We start from the raw sequence: 20,980 nt of genomic DNA, 5'->3' as shown, positions 1-20,980 counted from the left end.
AAGTCCGGTAGCTTATCGAGTAAGTACTGAATTAGCTGCTTAGAAATTTAAGTGTCCAACGTTATGGGACCAGTGCAAGCCCGAGGAGGCTCAACTCACGCCCCGCGGAAAGCGAGCACCTGTAGCGGAAATCACACCACTATCTAATATAAACTCCAAAATGACTTTTACAAAACAACCCAAATAACTATAGAGGTGACCACACATGGAACTATCAGAAATCAGAGCAGAGTTAGAAAAATCAGCTAAGACATTAGCGGACTTCAGGGGGTCTCTTTGACTTAGAAAACAAAGAGGCCAGAATCCAGGAACTTGACGAAATCATGGTGCAGCCCGACTTCTGGGATGACCAGCAAACAGCCCAGGGACTAATCAATGAAGGAAACGGCTTGAAGGAACTTGTCAATGAATACAAATCATTGCTTGAATCCCAAGAGAACCTCGAATTGACCCTTGAGCTAGTCAAAGAAGAACCGGACGAAGAACTGCAAAAGGACATGGAAGAAGAGCTTGCTGACTTGATCAAACGTTTAAATGACTACGAGCTACAGCTTCTTCTAAGCGAAGAACACGATAAAAACAACGCGATCCTTGAACTGCATCCCGGTGCAGGCGGAACCGAGTCCCAGGATTGGGGTTCCATGCTTCTCCGCATGTACACACGGTGGGGAGAAAAACGCGGTTTCAAGGTGGAAACCCTTGATTACCTTCCAGGGGATGAAGCGGGAATCAAAAGTGTAACGTTAGCGATAAAAGGCCACAACGCATACGGCTACCTGAAAGCTGAAAAAGGTGTACACCGTCTTGTTCGTATTTCACCGTTCGATTCGTCCGGCCGTCGTCACACTTCCTTCGTATCGTGTGAAGTCATGCCTGAATTCAATGAAGAAATCGAAATCGACATTCGTACGGAAGATCTGAAAATCGATACGTACCGTGCCAGTGGGGCTGGTGGACAGCACATCAATACGACTGACTCGGCGGTCCGTATCACTCACTTACCGACCAATGTGGTAGTAACGTGTCAATCCGAGCGTTCCCAAATCAAGAACCGTGAGTCAGCGATGAAAATGCTGAAAGCGAAGCTTTACCAGAAGCGGATCGAAGAGCAGGAGCAGGAACTTGCTGAAATCCGTGGTGAGCAAAAGGAAATCGGATGGGGAAGCCAGATCCGATCCTACGTCTTCCACCCTTACTCCATGGTCAAAGACCACAGAACCAACACAGAATCAGGAAACGTACAAGGCGTCATGGACGGCGACATCGACCCATTCATCAACGCCTACCTGCGATCCAAAATAAAGTAATACACAAAAAAACTGACCCCGCCAAACACTGGCGGGGTCAGTTTTATAAATCTGCTCGAGGGGCGGACCTCTAAACCCCACAATAAGGACAATAATTTGCTCCCGGTCAAGGTCCGTCCCTCGAGCCCCGCCTCATTAATGCTTTAACACGTTATTGAACTGTTATTTACACCTTTAGGCGCCCATGCTATACTCTCAAAGGTTGATGTAGAGGGATTCATTGGAAGGATCGCCCTTTATATCACCATCTTCATCATGGATTTATAAAAATAGAAGTGCTTCTTTTTTTGGATGCATATGTATACTCTTTCACAAATAACACGGGGCATCAAGAGGTCCGTCCCTCGAGGAGAGTTGCATCAAAGGAAGGGTTTGTACTCATACTATTAATACATAGGTTAAAGGAGTCGTACTGGATGGGTTTGAAGGAAAGGCGTCGCGAGCAGGCATTTAATCCGCGGAAAGAAAAGTTGTTAGAGTATTTGTTTGTTGTGTTTGGGTCAACGATTGTGGCCATTGCGTTTAATGTGTTCTTACTTCCGAATGAAGTAGCTTCCGGAGGGGTAAGCGGGATATCGACGATTTTGAATGGACTGTTTGACTGGAAGCCGGCATATGTTCAGTGGGCGTTCAATATACCATTATTCATCGCCGGCCTGATCTTCCTGGGACTGCAATTTGGTGTCAAAACAGCCATCGGGACTGTATTTCTACCACTTGTCGTATTCTTGACGGAAGACTGGAAGCCCTGGACGGAAGATCCCCTGCTTGGAGCCCTTTTCGGGGGCATCGGGGTAGGACTTGGACTAGGGATCGTATTTCGTGGAAGAGCTTCCACTGGAGGGACGGACCTTGCCGCCCAGATTGTCAATAAGTTCACAGGGTTCTCACTCGGAACATGTGTGGCCATGATCGACGGCATGATTGTCCTGTCCGCAGCCATCGTCTATGATATCGAACGTGGATTATATGCTCTGATCGGTTTGTATGTCACAAGTAAAACAATCGATCTCGTCCAGGTTGGGATAAGCAGATCTAAAATGGCCTTGATCATCACGAATCGCCAGGAAGAAGTTCGTGAAGGGATTCTGAATAAAATTGACCGTGGAGTGACAAAACTATCAGCATACGGTGGTTACACAGATGACGAGCGGCCGATCCTCATGTGTGTCGTCGACCAGACAGAATTCACAAAACTGAAACAACTGGTCAAAACGATTGACCCCGCTGCATTCGTCGTCACAATGGACGCTTCGGAAGTTCTCGGGGAAGGTTTCAAACGGGTTTAAACTTGGTATAATTATGTAAGAGAGGGACGGACCTCACATCCGCAACTCTGAAAATGGATTCCTAGGGGGATAATAAATGAAGAAAAAGCTACTTGGTGTTCTTTTTGGCGCTTCATTAGTACTGGCAGCCTGCGGTGGAGACGGCGGCGACAGTACAGAAACAAGCTCCGGCGGAGTAGACCCTGAGAAAATCGTAAATAATAAGTGCAGCAGCTGCCATGGTGGGAACCTTGAAGGCGGAATGGGCCCGGCCCTGAAAAATATTGGTGCTGAACTAAGCAAAGATGAAATCCGTGAAACGATTAAAAATGGTAAAGGCCAAATGCCTCCTGGACTCATTGAAGGTGAGGAAGCAGACGCAGTGGCTGAATGGTTATCGAAGAAGAAATAAGATCGGGAGAAGAATCCAAGAATGGATTCTTCTTTTATTTTTGAAGAGAAATAAGCCAATTGGATACTTGCAATGATTAATATCCAAAGGTTTTTTTAAGATAAACCGTTAATTTTAGTATATCCACAGATTTTCCCGCTTCCTTCTTTAAGTCTATGTTACAGAAATCTTTCGCGTGAAATCCCTTAATTGTTATTCCATCTAACAAACAGACTTATAACCTAGTAACTTAATCAGATTACCATCATCTTAGCATTTATCATAACAACACCCCTGTATGTAAAGATGTGGTACTAGTACCAGATAATAGATAAAAAGTACTATAAATTAATCTGATTATAGGTAAAATCGACAACAAAACAGGTAATAAATTCACATTTTTTTAGGTTCTGAAATGTAAATGTAATATTTTTTTTCCTTAACTTACTATAAAGAGATGTTATAATAATTTTCGGAAGCGTAATTCGAGGTTTTTCACCAATTTTTGTCTAACGGTGATAAAGACGACTTTGGTTACGTGCCGTGTACATATGTCGATAACAGCCAAGAGGGTAACTACATAATACAAATTAGGTGATTTTAAAATGATAGAAATGAAAGACGTCTACAAGCAGTACAGCAACGGTGTCATGGCTGCCAATGGCTTTAACGTCCACATCAAGCAAGGCGAATTTGTGTATGTTGTGGGGCCGAGTGGTGCCGGGAAGTCTACTTTTATTAAAATGATGTACCGCGAAGAACGTCCTTCCAAAGGAGATATCGTGGTAAATGGTATCAATCTCGCAAAAATAAAAAATAGTAGAGTTCCATACTTAAGAAGAAACGTGGGGGTTGTATTCCAGGATTTCAAGTTGCTACCATCGCTGACAATCTATGAAAACATTGCCTTCGCACTTGAAGTGATAGAAGAACATCCAAAGCAGATAAAGAAAAGAGTCATGGAAGTACTGGACCTGGTAGGGTTAAAACATAAAGCAAGAATGCTGCCGAATGAATTATCAGGTGGAGAGCAGCAGCGTGTATCGATTGCACGATCCATCGTCAATACGCCGAAACTTGTGATAGCAGATGAGCCTACAGGAAACCTTGACCCAGAAACATCTTGGGATATCATGAACATATTTGAAGAAATCAGCAACCGTGGAACCACGGTGATCATGGCTACGCATAACCGGGAAATCGTGAATACGATCAAGCATCGGGTAATCGCCATTGAAAACGGCCGGATTGTCCGGGACGAACAGCGAGGTGATTACGGTTATGAAAGCTAGAACGTATGGCCGCCATCTTAGAGAAAGCTTCAAAAGCATTGGCCGAAACGGCTGGATGACATTCGCATCAGTGAGTGCGGTTACCGTGACATTACTACTTGTTGGTGTATTCATCGTCTTAATGCTAAACATGAACAAGGTAGCAACCGATATTGAGAAAGACGTTGAAGTACGTGTCTTACTCGAAATTGGTACTGAAAAATCCCAAACTGATCAAATAGAAAAGAAGATACAGAATATAAGTGGTGTGGAATCAGTTGAGTATTCTTCCAAAGAAGAAGAACTTCAGAATCTGGTCAAAGATCTGGGAGACGATTTCAGATTATTTGAACAGGATAACCCATTATATGATGTGTTCATCGTAAAAGCGGATAATCCGCGTGACACCGGTAGAATCGCTGGTCAAATCAGCAAATATGAAGGTGTCAATGAAGCCCTTTACGGTGAGGCGAAGATTGAAAGATTATTCAATGTACTGGAAATGAGTCGGAATGTTGGACTTGTGTTGATCATCGGTCTGTTGTTCACGGCGATGTTCCTCATTTCAAATACAATCAAAATTACCATTGTCGCCAGAAGAAGGGAAATCGAGATAATGAAACTCGTGGGTGCAACCAACTGGTTTGTACGCTGGCCATTTATATTAGAAGGATTATGGCTTGGAATTTTAGGTTCTATTATCCCGATCGCTCTTGTCTCAACAGGTTACTACTATGCCTATGGATTTATTGAACCAAAACTACAAAACAATTTTATTCAGATATTAGATTTTACCCCCTTTATCTATCAAGTAAACGGATTAATTCTATTAATGGGTTGCCTGATCGGGGCTTGGGGAAGCTTTATGTCTGTTCGTAAATTCTTAAAAGTGTAAAATTTGATAGGTTGATAGAAGCTGAAAGGAGCATGCCGCTTGAACAAGAAGTATTTTATTTCATTATCTATTGCAGCAGCATTAACAATCGGAAGTCTACCAACGTTAGCAACCACTGCTAGCGCTAACTCCTCCGTGGAGGACTTAAAGAAACAGCAGGACGACGTTTCATCCAAAAAAGAAGAGGTCAATGGCAAGATTAATGAGAAAAAATCTCAAATTGACCAAACTATCAGTAAACAGAAAGACATCCAATCACAGATTTCTGAAATCAGTACGAAATTAAAAGATACTGAAACGAAGATTGCAGAAAAAACAAAAGAAATTGATGAAACGACAGCTAAAATCAATAAGCTTAAAGCGGATATTGAAGAATTAAAGAAAAAGATTGAAGAGCGTAACGAACTTCTGAAGGAACGTGCTCGTGCCATTCAGGAAAAAGGCGGTTCTGCCAATTATCTTGACGTACTTCTTGGAGCGGAGAGCTTCGGAGACTTCATCAACCGTGTGACAGCAGTGAATACCATTGTAAGTGCAGACAAAAAAATCATGGACGAACAAAAACGTGATCAAGACGAATTAGAGAAAAAGCAGGCGGAAGTGGAAAAAGAACTTGGTGACCTCGAATCCTCTAAAGCTAATCTTGAATCTTTAAAACAAGACTTAGATAGTCAGAAGGCTAAAAAAGCTGAATTATTCAAGCAGCTTGAAGCTCAGCAGGCATCCTTAAAAGTGGAGAAAGCAGATCTTGAACAAGAATCGAATGAGCTTTCTAAAATGGAGCACCAGCTTGAAGGTGAAATCCAGGCTGAACAAGCACGTCTCGCAGAGTTAGCCCGTCAACGTGAAATCGAACGTAAGCGCCAGGCGGAAGCTGAAGCAGCGAAACGTGCAGCAGCACAGAAACAGGCGACATCAAGCAGCAGCGGCGGATCTTCTTCAGCTCCGGCAGCAGTAGCACCAAGCGCACCTGTAAGTGCAGGGGCATGGACAGCTCCTGCATCTGGAACAATCACAACTAACTTCGGTTGGGATACGTTAAACGGTAAACAACGTTTTCACTATGGTACAGACATTGCGGCACGAGGCAGTGTTCCAATCTCTGCTGCAGCAGATGGTTATGTCATTAAGAGCCATTACAGCTCAAGCTATGGTAATGTAGTGTACATCACTCACTCTATCAACGGACAAATGTACACAACTGTATATGCTCACATGTCATCTTCTTTAGTAAGTCAGGGACAAGCAGTGAACAAAGGTGACCAAATCGGTTACATGGGTAACACAGGCTATTCTTTCGGACAGCATTTACATTTTGAACTTTACAGAGGTTCATGGAGTGCATCACATTCAAATGCTGTAAACCCACGTCAATATATTAATTTTTAATAAACTAGTCCCCGCTTCCATGAGGCGGGGATTTTATTAATTTAATAGTAGGTTAATTTTTCTTGTAATGGTATTTGATTCATTGAATGTTACGGAATAGTGTTTTCATCCCTTCTTTTTTCTAGTATAATGACTGTTATACTCATATGAATTTTCGAAAATGGCAAACTAATTGAAAAATTAGGACGCAAAACCACGGGTCTTCTATTTTAAAATAATGATCGCCGGGTTACCGAAAACAATGGAAGCAATGAATACTAACTCGCTTTTTTCTAGTATCATTCAACCTGCCTTTTTGGTGGGTTATTTTAATTCTGGAAAGGTTTGTGTTAGTTGGATTTGAATCTGTATGAAGGATGATGATGTTGGAGTTAGCAGATATAAAAAGACAATTAAGAAGTTTCTGCAGAAGGAACCGCACGGCATTAAAGTATACACATATTGGTCAGTATTCTGCGGAAGAAGTGAGTGAGATGTTTATTGACTGTGTCGGTCCCGAAGAGGTCAAAAAAATCCTTCATGATATTGACATTATCAATCAACGCGGTGGAGATACCGTCAAATACTTCACCCTCATCCTGGAAGGATTGAAAGCAGCTTAAGAATTAGATTTCTACACAGGGTGGGACATGTTATCACTTCGTATATGAAAGGATCCTTCAGAGAGGGGTCCTTTTTTGCGGGAAAATGAACATCATTACTGTCTGTAATCTTTACGTTAAGGGATACACTATGAGTAAATAACTTGATTGAAGCACTGAAATTTAAGATACTAATACATATTAGGGTATATTCGGAATGGAGGAAACGTCATGACCGGACATTTATTTGAACATCACAAAGCTTCAAAGCTGCTTGATCCAAAGCGACAAGAGCTTGTACCTGTGGATAAAGTATTAGAATTTCTTCAATTGAAACACGATGATATCGTAGCCGACTTGGGTTGCGGAAACGGTTATTTAACCCTTCCGATTGCCAAGAAGGTAGATACGAAAGTTCAGGCGGTAGATTTGCAGCAGGAAATGCTTGAGTACTTGAAACACCGGGCTGGGGAAGAAAGTATAGATAATATCGTGTATGTAAAATCGTCCCTTGAATACCTAAACTTCAACAAAGGTACGTTGGATAAGACCGTATCTGCCTTCGTCTTACATGAAGTACCTGATTTGATCAAGGTTTTTCAGGATCTTCATGATATGCTGAAGGATGACGGGCGATGGCTGATTCTTGATTGGGAAGCGGTGGAATCTGAAATGGGACCGCCTATAGAAGAACGTATTCCATCCGAGGAACTTGAACGTCAGCTCAATTCAGCAGGGTTTAAGACGACGGTAGGACATCTAGATCCATCCGTCTATTATATTGTCGTGAGGAAAAACGCTTGTCTCTGAAGGGAGTAGAAAAAAATGGATGAAAGGTGGTACACCATAGGCTCCTTTACTTTTCCAGCTACATGGGGAGCGATCATCCTCTCGTTCATTCTGACTTACTCCTTTCTTTATTTCTGGAATCGAAAGGCAAGTGACTGGTATTCAGATGGTATTTTTTACTTTTTGATCATCTGGAAGCTGAGTGTCGTTATCATTGATTTTCAAAATGTCATCGAACATCCCATAACGATCCTTTATTTCCATGGTGGCAGGTGGGGGTATTGGTTAGGATTGTTGACAGTGCTTTTATACATATTCTTCAAAAGGGCTGACACGGTATTTCATCTCGTCATTTCCTGGATGAGCACGGTCGTTTTCTATGAACTTGTCGTTCACTTGCTGGAAACTGATATTCTTGCAGGGGTTATCCAATTTATCATCAACGGTGCACTGATGTTATTTTTATTGAAAAAAGAAAAAGACCGTGATACTTGGGCTATACAATTAGTGATCGTCTTCACTCTTCTTCAACTGCTTCTCCATTCCATTTTTGGAGGCTTTGTGTTTACAACTGTCACTTGGACGTATCTCGTCGTAATGGCTTATCTTATCATTTTCTACGGAAGGGGGAAAACGAACATTGAATAAACGGAATTTCGCTCTGGCGATCGTTGCCCTGCTGATCGGGATCTTCCTTGTGAATTTGTTCCAGGATCAACAGGAAAAAAAGGCAAGAGAAGAAGCTGCACAGTTGGCCAAAGAATCCATGGATCTTTCTGATGCCAAGCAGGGACTTACCAAAGGAGATACTGCACCGGACTTTGCCTTAACTACTTTAGATGGTGAAGAAGTCAAACTCTCCGACTATCAAGGCAAGAAAGTGATCCTGAATTTCTGGGCCACCTGGTGCCCGCCGTGTAAAGCGGAAATGCCTCATATGGAACAGTATTACGAAAAAAACGCGAAAAAAGAGAATGTCGAAATCCTTGCCGTCAACTTGACGTCACAGGATGATGGGAAGAAGGCAGTACAGCAATTTGTCGACGGCTACGAACTCACTTTCCCGATCCTACTGGATGAGAAAGGGGATCTAGGAAGCGAGTACCGGGCATTCACGATCCCGACCACTTACATGATCGACACAAAAGGCCATATCCAGCACAAAATCGTCGGCCCCATGAACGAAGAAATGATGGGTAAAATGGTCGAACACATGGAATAATGGGAGGGACGGACCTCGAGCAGGACGTTTCATTACATACGCTACGAGGTATAAGTAACCATGATTCAAAAAGGAGGATCAAAATGTTCCACTACACAAAAGAAGTTTCATTGAATGTGAAAGAAGCGGTATCAGCAGTAGAAGCAGCCTTGAAAGAAGAAAGCTTCGGGGTTCTGTGGAATCTTGACCTGGCCGCCAAGCTTCAGGATAAAGGGCTTGATTTTAATGAAGAGGTAGTCGTACTGGAAGTATGTAATCCCCACGAAGCGAAAAAGGTGCTGGAAGAAAGCATGCTGGTCAGCTATTTCCTGCCTTGTAAAGTGACGGTATATACAGAAGAGGGAACGACCAAGATCGGTATGGCAAAGCCGAGCAAGCTGATTGAAATGGTAGATAACGATGAACTGAAACGGCTGGCGTTGGATATCGAAAATCGCCTGATCGGGTGTTTAGAAAACGTCTGACGATTAGAACCTGTTGCATGAATGCGACGGGTTCTTTTTTTCGCATCCAACACCTCATACTCCTCACAATCTTCTGAATATGATACACTTTTAAAAATACATAGATTCAGGGAGGATGACTGGAAATGAAATTCACCACCAAGGTTGTACATAGTCAGCTGAAAGGAACAGAGGAAATCCGTAGTAAGACGACGCCGATTTACCAGACGTCTGCTTTTTCTTTTGCGTCTCTGGAGGAGCTGGAGGGTTTCTATGAAGGGAAGTCCCCTTACCTTTATTCAAGAACCGGGAATCCCAACACGGATGAACTAGGGAAGATGGTAGCAGACCTGGAAGGAGCGCCTGCGGGTGTCGCCACGTCTTCCGGATTGTCAGCCATCCTGGTTGGAATCCTGGCAGTCGTCCAGTCAGGGGACCACATCATTGCGGCGGAGGATTTATACGGAGGCACCTTCCATATGTTGAAAGAAGAGCTGAAATCATTCGGAATAACCACCTCTTTCGTTGATTTTACGAGTGATAATGAAATCGAAGCAGCACTTACTCCCGACACCAAACTTCTCTATAGTGAGACCGTGACAAATCCGTTTATGCGAGTAGAAGATATTTCAAGAATGGTAGCCATTGCTGAAAAGCACAGCCTGAAAACGATGATCGACAATACATTCGCTACTCCATTTCTGCGTCAGCCCTTCCTTGAAGGTATAGATCTGGTCGCTCACAGCGCTACGAAGTATATCGGCGGTCATAGCGATATCACAGCGGGAGTTGTAGTCGGAAAAGAAGAGCTTGTGACTAAAGCAAGGGAGAAGGTCGTCAACATCGGTTCGAACTTAAGTCCATTTGAAGCATGGCTCACATGCCGGGGGGCGAAAACGTTGGCACTCCGTGTGGGGACCCAGGCTAAGAACGCGGGTACCCTTGCAGATGAACTGCGCACCAATGAGCAGGTGAAGAGGGTCTATTATCCAACCGATCTATCCGATAAAGGGAATGGGGCGATTGTCACCATTGAACTCGATGCCCGCTGCGATATCAGCACATTCTTCAAGTCCCTTGGATGGATCAAGATCATCCCGTCCCTGGCCGGAGTGGAAACAACGGTTTCCTATCCACTCGGAACATCTCACCGTGCCCTTCCGAAAGAAGCACAGGAAAAACTCGGCATCAACACCCACGTGGTGCGCATATCATTAGGTATCGAGGATGGGGAAGATATCGTTTCTCAGTTTAACGAGGCGATAGCAGCTTCTGTTAAAAAATAAAAAATTCTGAAAATAGTCTTGACGTTGAGGCTGGTTACCCTTTATAATTCATCTCAACGCATGAATTTACACTTTGACAATTAAATGCTCTTATCCAGAGAGGTGGAGGGACTAGGCCCGATGAAACCCGGCAACCTTCATGTACGCTTCAGGCGTCACATGAAAAGGTGCTAATTCCTGCAGGCGACCTGCCTGAAAGATAAGAGGAGGACCCTATTCAATTAGACCCTCTTCTTAGGAAGAGGGTTTTTTATTTTATCCTCTTCTATCTTCTAGGTAACTATGCTTCTTCTATTTTTCATTATTTGAGTTCAACAGAATCCCAAAATTCAAAACCATTAGGAGGAATTACAAATGACAAAATCATTCGATTTCGACACACTGCTTCTTCACGGCGGCCAGGAGCCGGACCCAACTACAGGCTCTAGAGCGGTACCCATATATCAAACGACATCGTACGTGTTCGACAACAGTGACCATGCTGCGAAGCTATTCGCCCTTGAAGAACCTGGAAACATCTACACGCGGATCATGAATCCGACCGTTGACGTGCTGGAGAAGCGCCTTGCCCTCTTAGAAGGTGGAATAGGGGCTCTTGGGGTGTCATCGGGCATGGCGGCCATCTCCCTGTCCATTTTAAATATTGCAGGAGCAGGGGACGAAATCGTGGCAGCGACCAATCTGTATGGTGGAACGTATAATTTGTTCTCTACGACTCTTCCGAAATACGGAATCAAGGTTCATTTTGTCGATCCGACTGATCCTGAGAACTTCCGAAAAGCGATTACGCCGAAAACGAAAGCGGTATTCGCCGAGACGATCGGAAATCCGAGCCTCCACGTCCTGGACATCGAGGCGGTTGCAAAAGTGGCCCATGATCATCATATCCCGCTTATCATCGATAACACCTTTGCCACGCCATATGTGTGCAAGCCGATTGAGTGGGGAGCGGACATCGTCATCCACTCTGCCACGAAATGGATCGGCGGCCACGGTACGGCCATCGGGGGAGTCGTCATTGACGGCGGAAAGTTTGATTGGAATCATGAAAGGTTTCCTGGATTTACAGAAGAAGATAGAAGCTATAACGGACTTCGCTACGCACAGGATGTGGGAGCGGCCGCTTTCATCACAAAGTTAAGGGTGCAGCTGCTTCGGGATCTCGGGGCGTGCTTAAGTCCTCAAAACGCATTTCTGCTGCTGCAGGGACTGGAAACCCTTCACCTCCGCATCGAGCGTCACACGGAAAATGCCTTGAAGATTGCAGAGCACCTGAATCAGCATAACGGGGTCGCATGGGTGTCTTATCCTGGACTGCCTCAGCATCCATCCCACGCTCTTGCTCAAAAATATTTGAAAAACGGAGCAGGTTCCATCGTCGTCTTTGGAATCAAAGGGGGCAGGGATTCAGGACGCAAAGTGGTCGACAACATTTCCCTTTGGTCCCATGTTGCCAATGTAGGCGATGCGAAATCACTGATCATCCACCCTGCTTCCACGACGCATCAGCAACTGAATGATCAGGAAATCCGTGCCACAGGCGTCACTGAGGATCTCGTAAGACTTTCAGTCGGGTTGGAATCTGTGAAAGATTTGATCGAGGATCTGGATCATGCCATTGAAGTGGCCCTGGAAACGTCGCGGGTGTAATAGTAAGCAGTAATTTGAAAAAAAGTCACGAGAAAATGGGGTATTTGACGCTGATGAGGGGGCATGCAATGTCTTTGTAAGCGGGATATCAGCGGAAATCTGATTTTATCAGCGGTTTTTGGGATATATCAGCGAACGGGCTACCCGCAGTCCACTTAAAAGGAACCTGAACCGTGAACCCAAATCACCGGGGTGTCCCATCATCCCAAACAACACCAAAAAAAGGAGGTGGAGGAATGGAGAATTCATACTCATACGAAGTAAGCTCCATTACCATCCCATCCCTCACATTAGAGTCAGGCACCACGTTGCACAATGTGAATCTTGCATATGAACGGACCGGCAATAAGGAAGGTCCCGTCATCCTCGTATGCCACGCCCTCACCGGCACCCATATTGTGAAAGGGACGAGTGAGGACCGGGGCTGGTGGGATGGACTGATCGGACCCGGCTCATACATTGATACCGATCTATACAATGTGATTGCTTTCAATGTATTAGGGGGATGTGAGGGGAGTACGGGACCGACGTCCACCAATCCGGAAACCGGAGAACGTTACGGACCGGACTTCCCGCCGATTACCATAAGGGACATGATCCATGCCCAATATGAAGCACTCCAACAGCTGTCCGTCGGCCACATCGAAGCGGTGATCGGCGGATCGTTAGGGGGGATGCAGGCATTGGAGTGGGGAGCCCTGTACCCGACGTATATCCATAAGGTATTCGCTCTCGCCGTCTCACCGGCATTAAATGATTATGGCCTCGCGTTCAATCATATCGGGATCACCGCGATTGAAGGGGATCCCGATTTTCAAAGGGGCCACTATCCCCATGGAGCCATTTTAAAGGGACTTGAGATTGCCAGGATGGTCGGGATGGTGACGTACCGCACCCAGGAATTGTTTGATCAGAGGTTTCAGCGGGAGAGGACGAATGAGCAGTACAATGTGGAAAGCTATCTTGATTATCAAGGAAAGAAACTCGGAAAGCGATTTGATCCGAACAGCTATCTTATCCTCCTTAAAGCGATGAATACCCACGATATCGGGAGGGGAAGAGGAGGGATGGAAGTAGTTGCCGATTCCTATCCGTGCGAGCTGGTATCGATCAGCTATGAAGGTGATTTGATTTATTCTCCCCAGTATTTAAAGGAATTCACACTACAAGCCCCTAAGGGTGAACATTACTTTATCCCGACAGCATTCGGTCATGATGGGTTTCTTGTGGAATTCGAGAAATGGGGCGGGATCATCTCAACTCATCTCAAAAACCATCACGGTCAGAAAATCGTGACCGGCATGAAATAATCGTCTGCCAATCATAACTCGTCCCCCTCCGGCATATAGTTAAATAAGCAAAGACATCGCACCGCCTGAGCGCGTTTTTGTGTGGTGTCTTTTTTCGTTGGATGGGAAAGCGTTCGCTTTTAGCCCATCCATACCATAAACAAACGACAAGCTGGAGGGGAATATATGGAGTGGACGGGCAGAAAGCTCATCATCACCATCATCATTAGCATGTTGATCGGTGCAGGAGGAATGTATGGCGGCTTGGAGTGGACGGGCAGTTCCGGGTCCGGGGAAGAGCTTGCCCAGTTTGACGGCAAAGGGGATCTGAATGATAAGCTTCACAAGGTAGAAGTCGCGTATGATTTGATCAGTGACAAGTTCTTTCAGGATGTAGACAAGGGACAGCTTGTGGAAGGGGCGATTCAGGGGATGCTGAAGACCCTGGATGATCCATACTCTGTTTACATGAATGCTGAGACCGCGTCTCAATTTAATGACGCATTGGATTCCTCCTTTGAAGGGATCGGGGCAGAAGTCGCGATCATGGACGGGAAACTCGTCATCGTGGCTCCTTTTAAAAATTCCCCTGCCGAGAAAGCAGGCCTGAAACCGAATGACCGCATCATCAAGGTGGATGGGAACAGCATTGACGGGCTTGATCTTTATGAAGCGACGTTGAAGATTAGAGGGAAAAAAGGTACGGAGGTAAAATTGGAGATTACGAGAGAGGGGCTTTCAGATCCGATCGAAGTGTCCGTGAAGCGGGACGATATCCCAGTTGAAACGGTAATCTCCGATGTGAAGGAAGTAGACGGGAAGAAAACCGGCTACATCCAAATTACGACCTTCTCTGAAAACACAGCCGTTGATTTTAAAAAGCAGCTGGCAGAACTTGAGAAGAAAAAGGTAGAAGGCTTGGTTCTTGACGTGAGGGGTAACCCGGGTGGTCTCCTTTCCAGTGTGGAAGACATCCTCAAACAGTTCGTCACGGAGAAAAAGCCGTATGTGCAAATCCAGGAACGAAGCGGAGAGGTGCTGAAATCCTTCTCCAACAGTAAGGAAAGAAAAGCGTATCCTGTCGTCGTTCTCATCGATGAGGGCAGTGCATCTGCTTCTGAAATCCTTGCCGGTGCGCTGAAAGAGGCGGAAGGCTACCCGCTGATCGGCACAAAGAGCTTCGGGAAAGGGACCGTCCAGCAGGCAGTACCGATGGGAGACGGAAGCAATATCAAGCTCACCATGTTCAAATGGCTGACGCCGAACGGGAATTGGATTCATAAGAAGGGGATCAAACCGGATATCCCGGTCAGACAGCCATCCTACTTCTATGCCCATCCTCTTCAAGTGGAAAAACCAATGGAAGAAGGCACTAACAATGAACAGGTGAAAAACGCCCAGGAAATGCTTCAGGGGTTAGGATTCTCACTTGACCGGGTCGATGGTTATTTCAGTAAGAAAACCGCTAAAGCCGTCAAGGATTTCCAGATCCAAGAAAGCCTTGACGTCACGGGAGTCATTGATGCCAAAACCGGCGAAAGACTGCAGGAAGAAATATTTGAAGCGGTTCAGAATGAAAAGAATGATCTGCAGCTTCAGGCAGCCTTGGAGTATATTGAGCGAACGGCCAATAAGAAGCAGTAAATATAAGAGATCTCTCTTTCCCTGAGAGGTCTCTTTTTTGTGGGGACATTTGATTCATTTCTGCTTATTGGAGCGGAGAATACGCACTCATTCCCTGAATCTATCTATTATAATAATGACCTTAATTTTAATAGAAAGGAGATTGAAAGAATGTTCTCAGTTAAAGACAAAGTTGCCATCGTCACAGGTGGTGGGCGGGGTCTCGGGAAAGAGATGGCCCTTGCATTGGGAGAAGCGGGAGCGCATGTCGTGATCTGTTCGAGGAACCAGTCGGCGTGTGAAGAAGTGAAGGAAGCATTGATTGGTTCAGGCGTCCGGTCACTTGCCATTCCTTGCGATGTTACGCAGAAAGCGGATGTAATACATGTAGTGGAAACGGTGATGAAAGAGTTTGGCAGAATCGATATTTTGATTAATAATAGCGGGACATCATGGGCCGGTCCTTTTGCTGACATCCCTGAAGATAAATGGGACAAGGTAATGGAAGTCAATGTAAAAGGGTCTTTTTTATTTTCCCAGGAAGTCTCCCGGATCATGGTCAAGCAAAAGGCGGGGAAAATCATCAACATCGCGTCGGTCACAGGATTTGGCGGGACGAATCCCATGCTGATGGACACGGTACCCTATAATACGAGCAAAGGGGCCGTCATGACGTTGACGAAGGATCTTGCAGTGAAACTTGCCCCGCATAATATCCAGGTGAATGCCATCGCCCCGGGATTCTTTCCGACCAAAATTACGAAGGAGCTTTTTGCAAGTCAGGGAAACAAGATCAAGCAGCATATACCTGCAGGAAGATTTGGACAAGCAGAAGATTTGAACGGGGTGGCCATCTTCCTGTCTTCTTCTGCCTCGGATTATATCAATGGTCATATTTTAGTCGTGGATGGCGGCATCCGTGCACAGGTATAAGGAGGGAAAGGAATGGATCAATTTTATGAAGATCTGAAAAAAATCGGGATGAGGGTGGAATATGAACTGAATCAAGCAGTTAAAGAGAAGTTGGATGACCCCGAATTGGTGGAGACCGTCAAGTTATGGCTAGAACTTCTCCAAGCTGTCATGTGTTTCATTCAACTCCTATCCCTTGCGCAAGCATTAAAAGAATAAAGAATGGCGGTGTTACGATGAAAGAAATGAACAACGAGAAAGAAATGGCCCGTTGGAAAGGTTTTATAGACACCTTACAAAATACTAGCGAATGGCAGCCGAACTTTCCACGGGAGGAAATTTGGAATAAATACAATAGTAAACTATGGTTCTACGCTTCAGAACATAATAATGGTCATATCCCAGTCTTTTTACTCTATTCGCATATCAACAAGCCGTCGATTCTGGATCTCACAAAAGAACACAGTCTGATTGGGAAATTCCTTGCAGAAGGATACGACGTTTATCTTCTCGAATTTGGTGAACCTGTAGTGGAAGAGAAGGGAGTAGGAGTGGCTGAGTATCTGTCTCACTACGTGGACCCCTGCATAAAGAAGGCACTTCAACATTGTGGGAAGAAAAATCTCTCCCTTTCAGGGTTTTGCTTAGGGGGGACGTTAGCGGTCATCTATGCTGCCATTCACCCTCATCTCATAAGGAACCTGCTGCTTTTTGTCACTCCGATCGACTTTGACCAGATCCCTGATTACCACAATTGGGTGGACGCTTTGAAAAAAGATGAATTGGACGTAACAGGAATCATGAGGGAAATCGGCATCATACCAGCACCTTTTATCCGTTATGGAATGAGGGCTTTGACGTCTCCCGTTTACTTTTCTCCTTATTTGTCACTCCTCAATAAAGCCTACGATGAAGACTATGCCCACTATTGGCTCCGCTTCAATCAGTGGACAAATGATCATCTCCCCCTCACAGGTGCAATGGGAAGGGATATACTCACCTATTTTATAAAAGAGAATGTTCTGATGGGTGGGGAGTTCAAACTATCAGGTGAAAATGTTGACCTACAATCAATTGATTCGAATCTTTACCTGATTTCTTCACAATATGATCACCTTGTCCCGACCTCAATCACCACTCCATTGTTGGATGTTGTGTCGAGTGGAAATAAGCAAATGGCTGAGGTGGCGGGAGGACATGCCAGTCTGATCAAATACGGGATATCCACGGAATTAATAGAGTGGTTACACTTACACTCTAAATAAAAGGAGGGAACCAAATGATGCTGGAGTGGGAAATTGACGCCCCTATTGATTACATGGGTTTTGCCTTTTTCGTTTTTAAAGAGTTTATCAAATCTTATTTTCAATAAGGAATAGAGGCGGATGGTGATCGTTTCCATCGCCTCTTTTTCTTCAAATCGTGATTCCATTCCCATCCAATCGACATCATTTCCCGGGAAAATATGAGGAATACTGTCGGAAATGAAATCGAATCGTAAAACGATTGAATAAAATTGCAATAGGTTTTAATAGATAGATTTGATAAAATAGTAGATAATGCAAATTTCTTGCAAAAAGGTGGTGACGGATCATTGATTGAGCTTTGGTTACTCGAGGTTTTAAAAGGGGCAGGGAAATTATTTCTACATCCTGTTTTATATCTTTCTGTGTTTTTCGCCGTTATGGCGGGCTATTATCGTGTGAAAAGGGAACGGAGAGATTTCAATACGAGATTGCTGGATGGGTACCATGACTTGCGGGTGCTATTTTCATACGGAATCGTCCTTGGATTGTTGTTTTCTGTTGCGACAGTTGGAGCGGGTGTTGTCATTCCCTTCGCCGGGATCCTCCTTATCGGAGCCGTGTCGATCCTGTTTGCGCTGACGGGACGTTTTCAGCTGCTGTCAGCGACCATGACAATAGGTTTTTCCTACCTCATCTTAGTGGCGGTGGATTATTTTCAGTGGGAGATCCCTTACGTAGATACATATGTAGAGCGCTTAAATCTGGGTCTCCTCAGTTCCATCGTCGTTCTACTCGGTGTATTGATGATGATCGAAGGAATCCTGATTGTACTGAACGGATGGAAGCACACTTCACCCCGCTTGCTTAAAAGTGCACGTGGCTTGAAGGTGGGGGCACATCTCGGTAAGAAATTATGGCTCGTCCCTATGTTTGTATTGGTACCCACGGGGTCATTGACCCTTCCATTTGAATGGTGGCCAGTGTTTACGTTGGGCACTGAAACGTATTCATTACTGTGTGTACCGTTTCTCCTCGGGTTTCAACAGCTGGTCAAAAGCACGCTGCCTGAATTCGCGATCAAACAGACCGGATCCCGTGTATTCTGGCTTGGTGCATTCGTATTGACCTTAGCTGTAACAGGATTCTGGGCTCCATTGTTTTCGGTCGGTGCAGCAGGTGTGGCCATCCTTGGCCGTGCATGGATCGCTTACCGTTATCGAAGTGCGGAAGATTCAAAACCTTATTTCTTCAAACGGCAGCCTAATGGCGTCATGATCCTCGGTATCCTTCCAGGTTCACCTGCCAGGAAGCTGACACTTGAAGTGGGGGAAATCGTCCTGAAGGTAAACGGTGTCGAAGTGAATACGGAACGGGGATTTTATGAAGCGCTGCAAAAGAACGGAGCTTATTGTAAGCTGGAGGTTCTGGGGACGAATGGTGAAAACCGTTTTACCCAGGGAGCCCTTTATGAAGGTGATCATCATGAGCTGGGAATCATTTTTGCCGATGAAGCTTCAGGTTGGGAGCATCACCAGGTTTCTTAAGAACTTCCAATACTATAGTCAGAAGGACCTCTTTTAGTCGGAGGTCCTTTTATTTATTTAATTAAAATCAACTTGATTATTTTTTAGTATTAGAACCAATTACCTATGAATAAAGGACTCTAATATCTTTGGAAAATTCTGATACTCCCTTTTCTCTAAACTTGTTTATCGTTATAATGAATTTACTTTGTTAAAATATTTACAGTTAAATTTATGGGGTGAATGGATGAAGATTGATGATATTGATCGGAAAATTTTACAGTTGTTAACGGAAAATGGACGACTTTCTTACGCTGACATTGGAAAAGAGTTGAATCTTTCACGTGTATCTGTCAGGGAGAGGGTACATCAGTTAATGGAAAACGGTGTAATCGAGCGTTTTAGTGTAGTAATCAATTCGGAAAAAGTGGGAAAGCAGGTATCGGCTTTTTTTGAAGTGGACTGTGAGCCAGCTTATTTAGTAGAGGTCGCGCAGACATTAGCTGATAATCCCAGTGTAGCAAGCTGTTATCAAATGACAGGACCAAGCACATTACATATGCACGTACTTGTCGAAGATTTTACAGCATTAGAGAAGTTTGTGAATAATGAGCTATATTCTCTGGAGGGCATTTCCAGAGTAGAAAGTCACATTCTACTAAGAAGATTCAAAAGTAGAAGTGGACTTAAATTATAGGAAAAAGGGCTTAACCATCGATTTGGTAAGCTCTTTTTTTTATACTATTTAACTTGAAAATAATAATATTCAAAATAAATAAATTTTTTAGAAAAATGTGTAGATTTTCCTTTCGGCATCCGATATAATCGTCAATAACATAAAAATAACTACGTTTGTTAGGTTTATTTTTATTTTAACCTAACAAACGTAAGTGTTTGAAAGTGTATTGAAAACAATTAGAAAAGGGAGGTTGGATATTTTGGTAGCACTTATCACCCGAAGATTTTTTGAACTATTACTTCTACTCATTGGTATTTCATTCCTGGTATTCGGCAGTATGCACATTGCACCTGGAGATCCGGCATCCATTATTGGTGGTCCTACGGCAACAGATTCTGATATTGCCGCCATCCGGGATAATCTTGGCTTGAATGATCCTTTTTTGGTTCAATACTGGGATTATCTGAAGGGAGTATTTCAAGGTGATTTTGGTTATTCCTATCAAACGAAGCAATCTGTATCCGAAGCGATTGCGGTCAGGTTTCCGAATACGTTAAATCTCGCCATTGCGAGTATGATTGTCGCAGTAGTAATCGGACTCATCGCTGGTATTATTTCAGCATTAAAACAAAATTCCTGGTTGGATGTTTCGAGTACGGTCGTAGCTTTAGCAGGTATTTCCATACCGAATTTCTGGCTGGGTACCATCCTGATACTCGTATTTGCCGTCAATTTGCAGGTCTTACCCGTGGGAGGGCTGGATTCCCCATTTTGGACAATAGAAGGGATGAAGCAGTTGATTCTTCCTGCAATAACACTGGGCACGGGTTCAGCCGCAATGATTGCCAGGATGAGTCGTTCATCGATGCTTGAAGTCATTCGGGCAGATTACATACGTACAGCCAGGGCAAAAGGATTGAAAGAGAAAACAATCATTTGGATTCATGCCCTAAAGAATTCGATGATCCCTGTGATTACCGTCATTGGATTGAATTTTGGATTCCTCCTTGGCGGGACCATTATTACGGAGCAGGTATTCGCCATTAATGGTGTAGGAAGGTTAATGATCGATGCGATAGCCGCAAGGGATTTTCCGATGGTTCAGGGTTCCGTATTATTAGTGGCCACGCTCTTTGTTCTTGTGAATTTGTTAGTTGATATTATTTATGTCTTTATCGATCCACGAATTAGCTACGATTAAGAGAAGGGAGGAGA

Annotated in this window: 21 protein-coding genes and 2 riboswitches; all 21 genes read left to right on the top strand. The window is 44.3% G+C overall.

From position 1 onward, the window contains the following. Positions 1–205 precede the first annotated feature (205 nt). The 21 genes from prfB to nikB all read left to right on the top strand — a co-directional run bounded on the left by prfB (position 206) and on the right by nikB (position 20,966). Positions 206–1,307 (top strand): peptide chain release factor 2 gene (gene prfB / locus NQ095_RS05590; protein ID WP_258262475.1). Its coding sequence is split into 2 segments (ribosomal slippage): positions 206–277 and positions 279–1,307, totalling 1,101 coding nucleotides; the frame shifts between segments, so codons are not numbered across the junction. A 416-nt stretch (positions 1,308–1,723) separates the two neighbouring features. Continuing rightward, a complete protein-coding gene (locus NQ095_RS05585; protein ID WP_258262474.1) occupies positions 1,724–2,596 on the top strand; it encodes a YitT family protein in 873 nt (290 codons plus the stop codon). Between the two features lie 76 nt (positions 2,597–2,672). Further along, the gene (gene cccB / locus NQ095_RS05580) at positions 2,673–2,987 is read left to right on the top strand and encodes a cytochrome c551 (protein WP_258262473.1); all 315 of its coding nucleotides are present in this window, start codon (positions 2,673–2,675) and stop codon (positions 2,985–2,987) included. Positions 2,988–3,571: 584 nt separating this feature from the next. Further along, entirely contained in the window at positions 3,572–4,258 is a 687-nt protein-coding gene (gene ftsE / locus NQ095_RS05575) for a cell division ATP-binding protein FtsE (protein WP_060672520.1), read from the top strand. After that, on the top strand, positions 4,248–5,132 hold the full coding sequence (gene ftsX / locus NQ095_RS05570) for a permease-like cell division protein FtsX (RefSeq protein WP_258262472.1): 885 nt from the start codon (positions 4,248–4,250) through the stop codon (positions 5,130–5,132). Before ftsE ends, ftsX begins: the two co-directional genes overlap by 11 nt. A gap of 135 nt (positions 5,133–5,267) precedes the next feature. Further along, positions 5,268–6,521, top strand: a complete 1,254-nt coding sequence (locus NQ095_RS05565; protein WP_258262471.1) for a murein hydrolase activator EnvC family protein — start codon at positions 5,268–5,270, stop codon at positions 6,519–6,521. Between the two features lie 152 nt (positions 6,522–6,673). Then, positions 6,674–6,758: riboswitch (cyclic di-GMP riboswitch) on the top strand. Between the two features lie 128 nt (positions 6,759–6,886). Continuing rightward, on the top strand, positions 6,887–7,123 hold the full coding sequence (locus tag NQ095_RS05560) for a hypothetical protein (RefSeq protein ID WP_258262470.1): 237 nt from the start codon (positions 6,887–6,889) through the stop codon (positions 7,121–7,123). Positions 7,124–7,333: 210 nt separating this feature from the next. Next, complete coding sequence (locus NQ095_RS05555; protein WP_258262469.1) at positions 7,334–7,912, top strand: class I SAM-dependent methyltransferase; 579 nt, start codon at positions 7,334–7,336, stop codon at positions 7,910–7,912. A 15-nt stretch (positions 7,913–7,927) separates the two neighbouring features. Further along, positions 7,928–8,539 (top strand): hypothetical protein, encoded by a 612-nt coding sequence (locus NQ095_RS05550; protein WP_258262468.1) that lies wholly within the window; start codon positions 7,928–7,930, stop codon positions 8,537–8,539. After that, positions 8,532–9,113: a redoxin domain-containing protein gene (locus NQ095_RS05545; RefSeq protein WP_258262467.1), complete on the top strand. Its 582-nt coding sequence runs from the start codon at positions 8,532–8,534 to the stop codon at positions 9,111–9,113. The genes NQ095_RS05550 and NQ095_RS05545 overlap by 8 nt, the downstream gene beginning before the upstream one ends. An 83-nt stretch (positions 9,114–9,196) precedes the next feature. Then, the gene (locus NQ095_RS05540; protein ID WP_258262466.1) at positions 9,197–9,577 is read left to right on the top strand and encodes a DUF302 domain-containing protein; all 381 of its coding nucleotides are present in this window, start codon (positions 9,197–9,199) and stop codon (positions 9,575–9,577) included. 125 nt (positions 9,578–9,702) lie between these two features. Continuing rightward, positions 9,703–10,842 carry a trans-sulfuration enzyme family protein gene (locus tag NQ095_RS05535; protein WP_258262465.1) on the top strand — a complete coding sequence of 380 codons (1,140 nt, stop codon included), beginning with the start codon at positions 9,703–9,705 and terminating at the stop codon, positions 10,840–10,842. 87 nt (positions 10,843–10,929) lie between these two features. Continuing rightward, positions 10,930–11,048: riboswitch (SAM riboswitch) on the top strand. Positions 11,049–11,196: 148 nt separating this feature from the next. Continuing rightward, entirely contained in the window at positions 11,197–12,492 is a 1,296-nt protein-coding gene (locus NQ095_RS05530; protein WP_258262464.1) for a homocysteine synthase, read from the top strand. A gap of 236 nt (positions 12,493–12,728) precedes the next feature. Next, entirely contained in the window at positions 12,729–13,802 is a 1,074-nt protein-coding gene (gene metX, locus NQ095_RS05525) for a homoserine O-acetyltransferase MetX (protein WP_258262462.1), read from the top strand. 165 nt (positions 13,803–13,967) lie between these two features. Then, positions 13,968–15,425: a S41 family peptidase gene (locus NQ095_RS05520; RefSeq protein ID WP_258262461.1), complete on the top strand. Its 1,458-nt coding sequence runs from the start codon at positions 13,968–13,970 to the stop codon at positions 15,423–15,425. Positions 15,426–15,575: 150 nt separating this feature from the next. Further along, the gene (locus tag NQ095_RS05515; RefSeq protein ID WP_258262460.1) at positions 15,576–16,337 is read left to right on the top strand and encodes an SDR family oxidoreductase; all 762 of its coding nucleotides are present in this window, start codon (positions 15,576–15,578) and stop codon (positions 16,335–16,337) included. A gap of 12 nt (positions 16,338–16,349) precedes the next feature. Beyond that, positions 16,350–16,535, top strand: coding sequence for a hypothetical protein (locus tag NQ095_RS05510; protein ID WP_258262459.1), 186 nt, complete (start codon positions 16,350–16,352; stop codon positions 16,533–16,535). 17 nt (positions 16,536–16,552) lie between these two features. Then, the gene (locus NQ095_RS05505) at positions 16,553–17,581 is read left to right on the top strand and encodes an alpha/beta fold hydrolase (RefSeq protein WP_258262458.1); all 1,029 of its coding nucleotides are present in this window, start codon (positions 16,553–16,555) and stop codon (positions 17,579–17,581) included. Between the two features lie 329 nt (positions 17,582–17,910). Further along, positions 17,911–19,107, top strand: coding sequence for a PDZ domain-containing protein (locus NQ095_RS05500; RefSeq protein WP_258262457.1), 1,197 nt, complete (start codon positions 17,911–17,913; stop codon positions 19,105–19,107). A gap of 226 nt (positions 19,108–19,333) precedes the next feature. Continuing rightward, the gene (locus NQ095_RS05495; RefSeq protein ID WP_148970246.1) at positions 19,334–19,783 is read left to right on the top strand and encodes an Lrp/AsnC family transcriptional regulator; all 450 of its coding nucleotides are present in this window, start codon (positions 19,334–19,336) and stop codon (positions 19,781–19,783) included. A gap of 241 nt (positions 19,784–20,024) precedes the next feature. Next, positions 20,025–20,966, top strand: coding sequence for a nickel ABC transporter permease (nikB, locus tag NQ095_RS05490; RefSeq protein WP_258262456.1), 942 nt, complete (start codon positions 20,025–20,027; stop codon positions 20,964–20,966). Positions 20,967–20,980: the final 14 nt, after the last annotated feature.

This window comes from Rossellomorea sp. SC111, assembly GCF_024733565.1.
Taxonomy (GTDB): Bacteria; Bacillota; Bacilli; order Bacillales; family Bacillaceae_B; genus Rossellomorea.
Note: the sequence above shows the minus strand (reverse complement) of the source record. Positions and strands in the feature narration are given on the sequence as shown.

What these genes read in the sequence shown, in the direction of transcription:
- NQ095_RS05585 (WP_258262474.1), top strand. Translation starts at nt 1,724, where the DNA reads ATGGGTTTGAAGGAAAGGCGTCGCGAGCAGGCATTTAATCCGCGGAAA.
- cccB (WP_258262473.1), top strand. Translation starts at nt 2,673, where the DNA reads ATGAAGAAAAAGCTACTTGGTGTTCTTTTTGGCGCTTCATTAGTACTG.
- ftsE (WP_060672520.1), top strand. Translation starts at nt 3,572, where the DNA reads ATGATAGAAATGAAAGACGTCTACAAGCAGTACAGCAACGGTGTCATG.
- ftsX (WP_258262472.1), top strand. Translation starts at nt 4,248, where the DNA reads ATGAAAGCTAGAACGTATGGCCGCCATCTTAGAGAAAGCTTCAAAAGC.
- NQ095_RS05555 (WP_258262469.1), top strand. Translation starts at nt 7,334, where the DNA reads ATGACCGGACATTTATTTGAACATCACAAAGCTTCAAAGCTGCTTGAT.
- NQ095_RS05550 (WP_258262468.1), top strand. Translation starts at nt 7,928, where the DNA reads ATGGATGAAAGGTGGTACACCATAGGCTCCTTTACTTTTCCAGCTACA.
- NQ095_RS05540 (WP_258262466.1), top strand. Translation starts at nt 9,197, where the DNA reads ATGTTCCACTACACAAAAGAAGTTTCATTGAATGTGAAAGAAGCGGTA.
- NQ095_RS05535 (WP_258262465.1), top strand. Translation starts at nt 9,703, where the DNA reads ATGAAATTCACCACCAAGGTTGTACATAGTCAGCTGAAAGGAACAGAG.
- NQ095_RS05530 (WP_258262464.1), top strand. Translation starts at nt 11,197, where the DNA reads ATGACAAAATCATTCGATTTCGACACACTGCTTCTTCACGGCGGCCAG.
- metX (WP_258262462.1), top strand. Translation starts at nt 12,729, where the DNA reads ATGGAGAATTCATACTCATACGAAGTAAGCTCCATTACCATCCCATCC.
- NQ095_RS05520 (WP_258262461.1), top strand. Translation starts at nt 13,968, where the DNA reads ATGGAGTGGACGGGCAGAAAGCTCATCATCACCATCATCATTAGCATG.
- NQ095_RS05515 (WP_258262460.1), top strand. Translation starts at nt 15,576, where the DNA reads ATGTTCTCAGTTAAAGACAAAGTTGCCATCGTCACAGGTGGTGGGCGG.
- NQ095_RS05510 (WP_258262459.1), top strand. Translation starts at nt 16,350, where the DNA reads ATGGATCAATTTTATGAAGATCTGAAAAAAATCGGGATGAGGGTGGAA.
- NQ095_RS05505 (WP_258262458.1), top strand. Translation starts at nt 16,553, where the DNA reads ATGAAAGAAATGAACAACGAGAAAGAAATGGCCCGTTGGAAAGGTTTT.
- NQ095_RS05495 (WP_148970246.1), top strand. Translation starts at nt 19,334, where the DNA reads ATGAAGATTGATGATATTGATCGGAAAATTTTACAGTTGTTAACGGAA.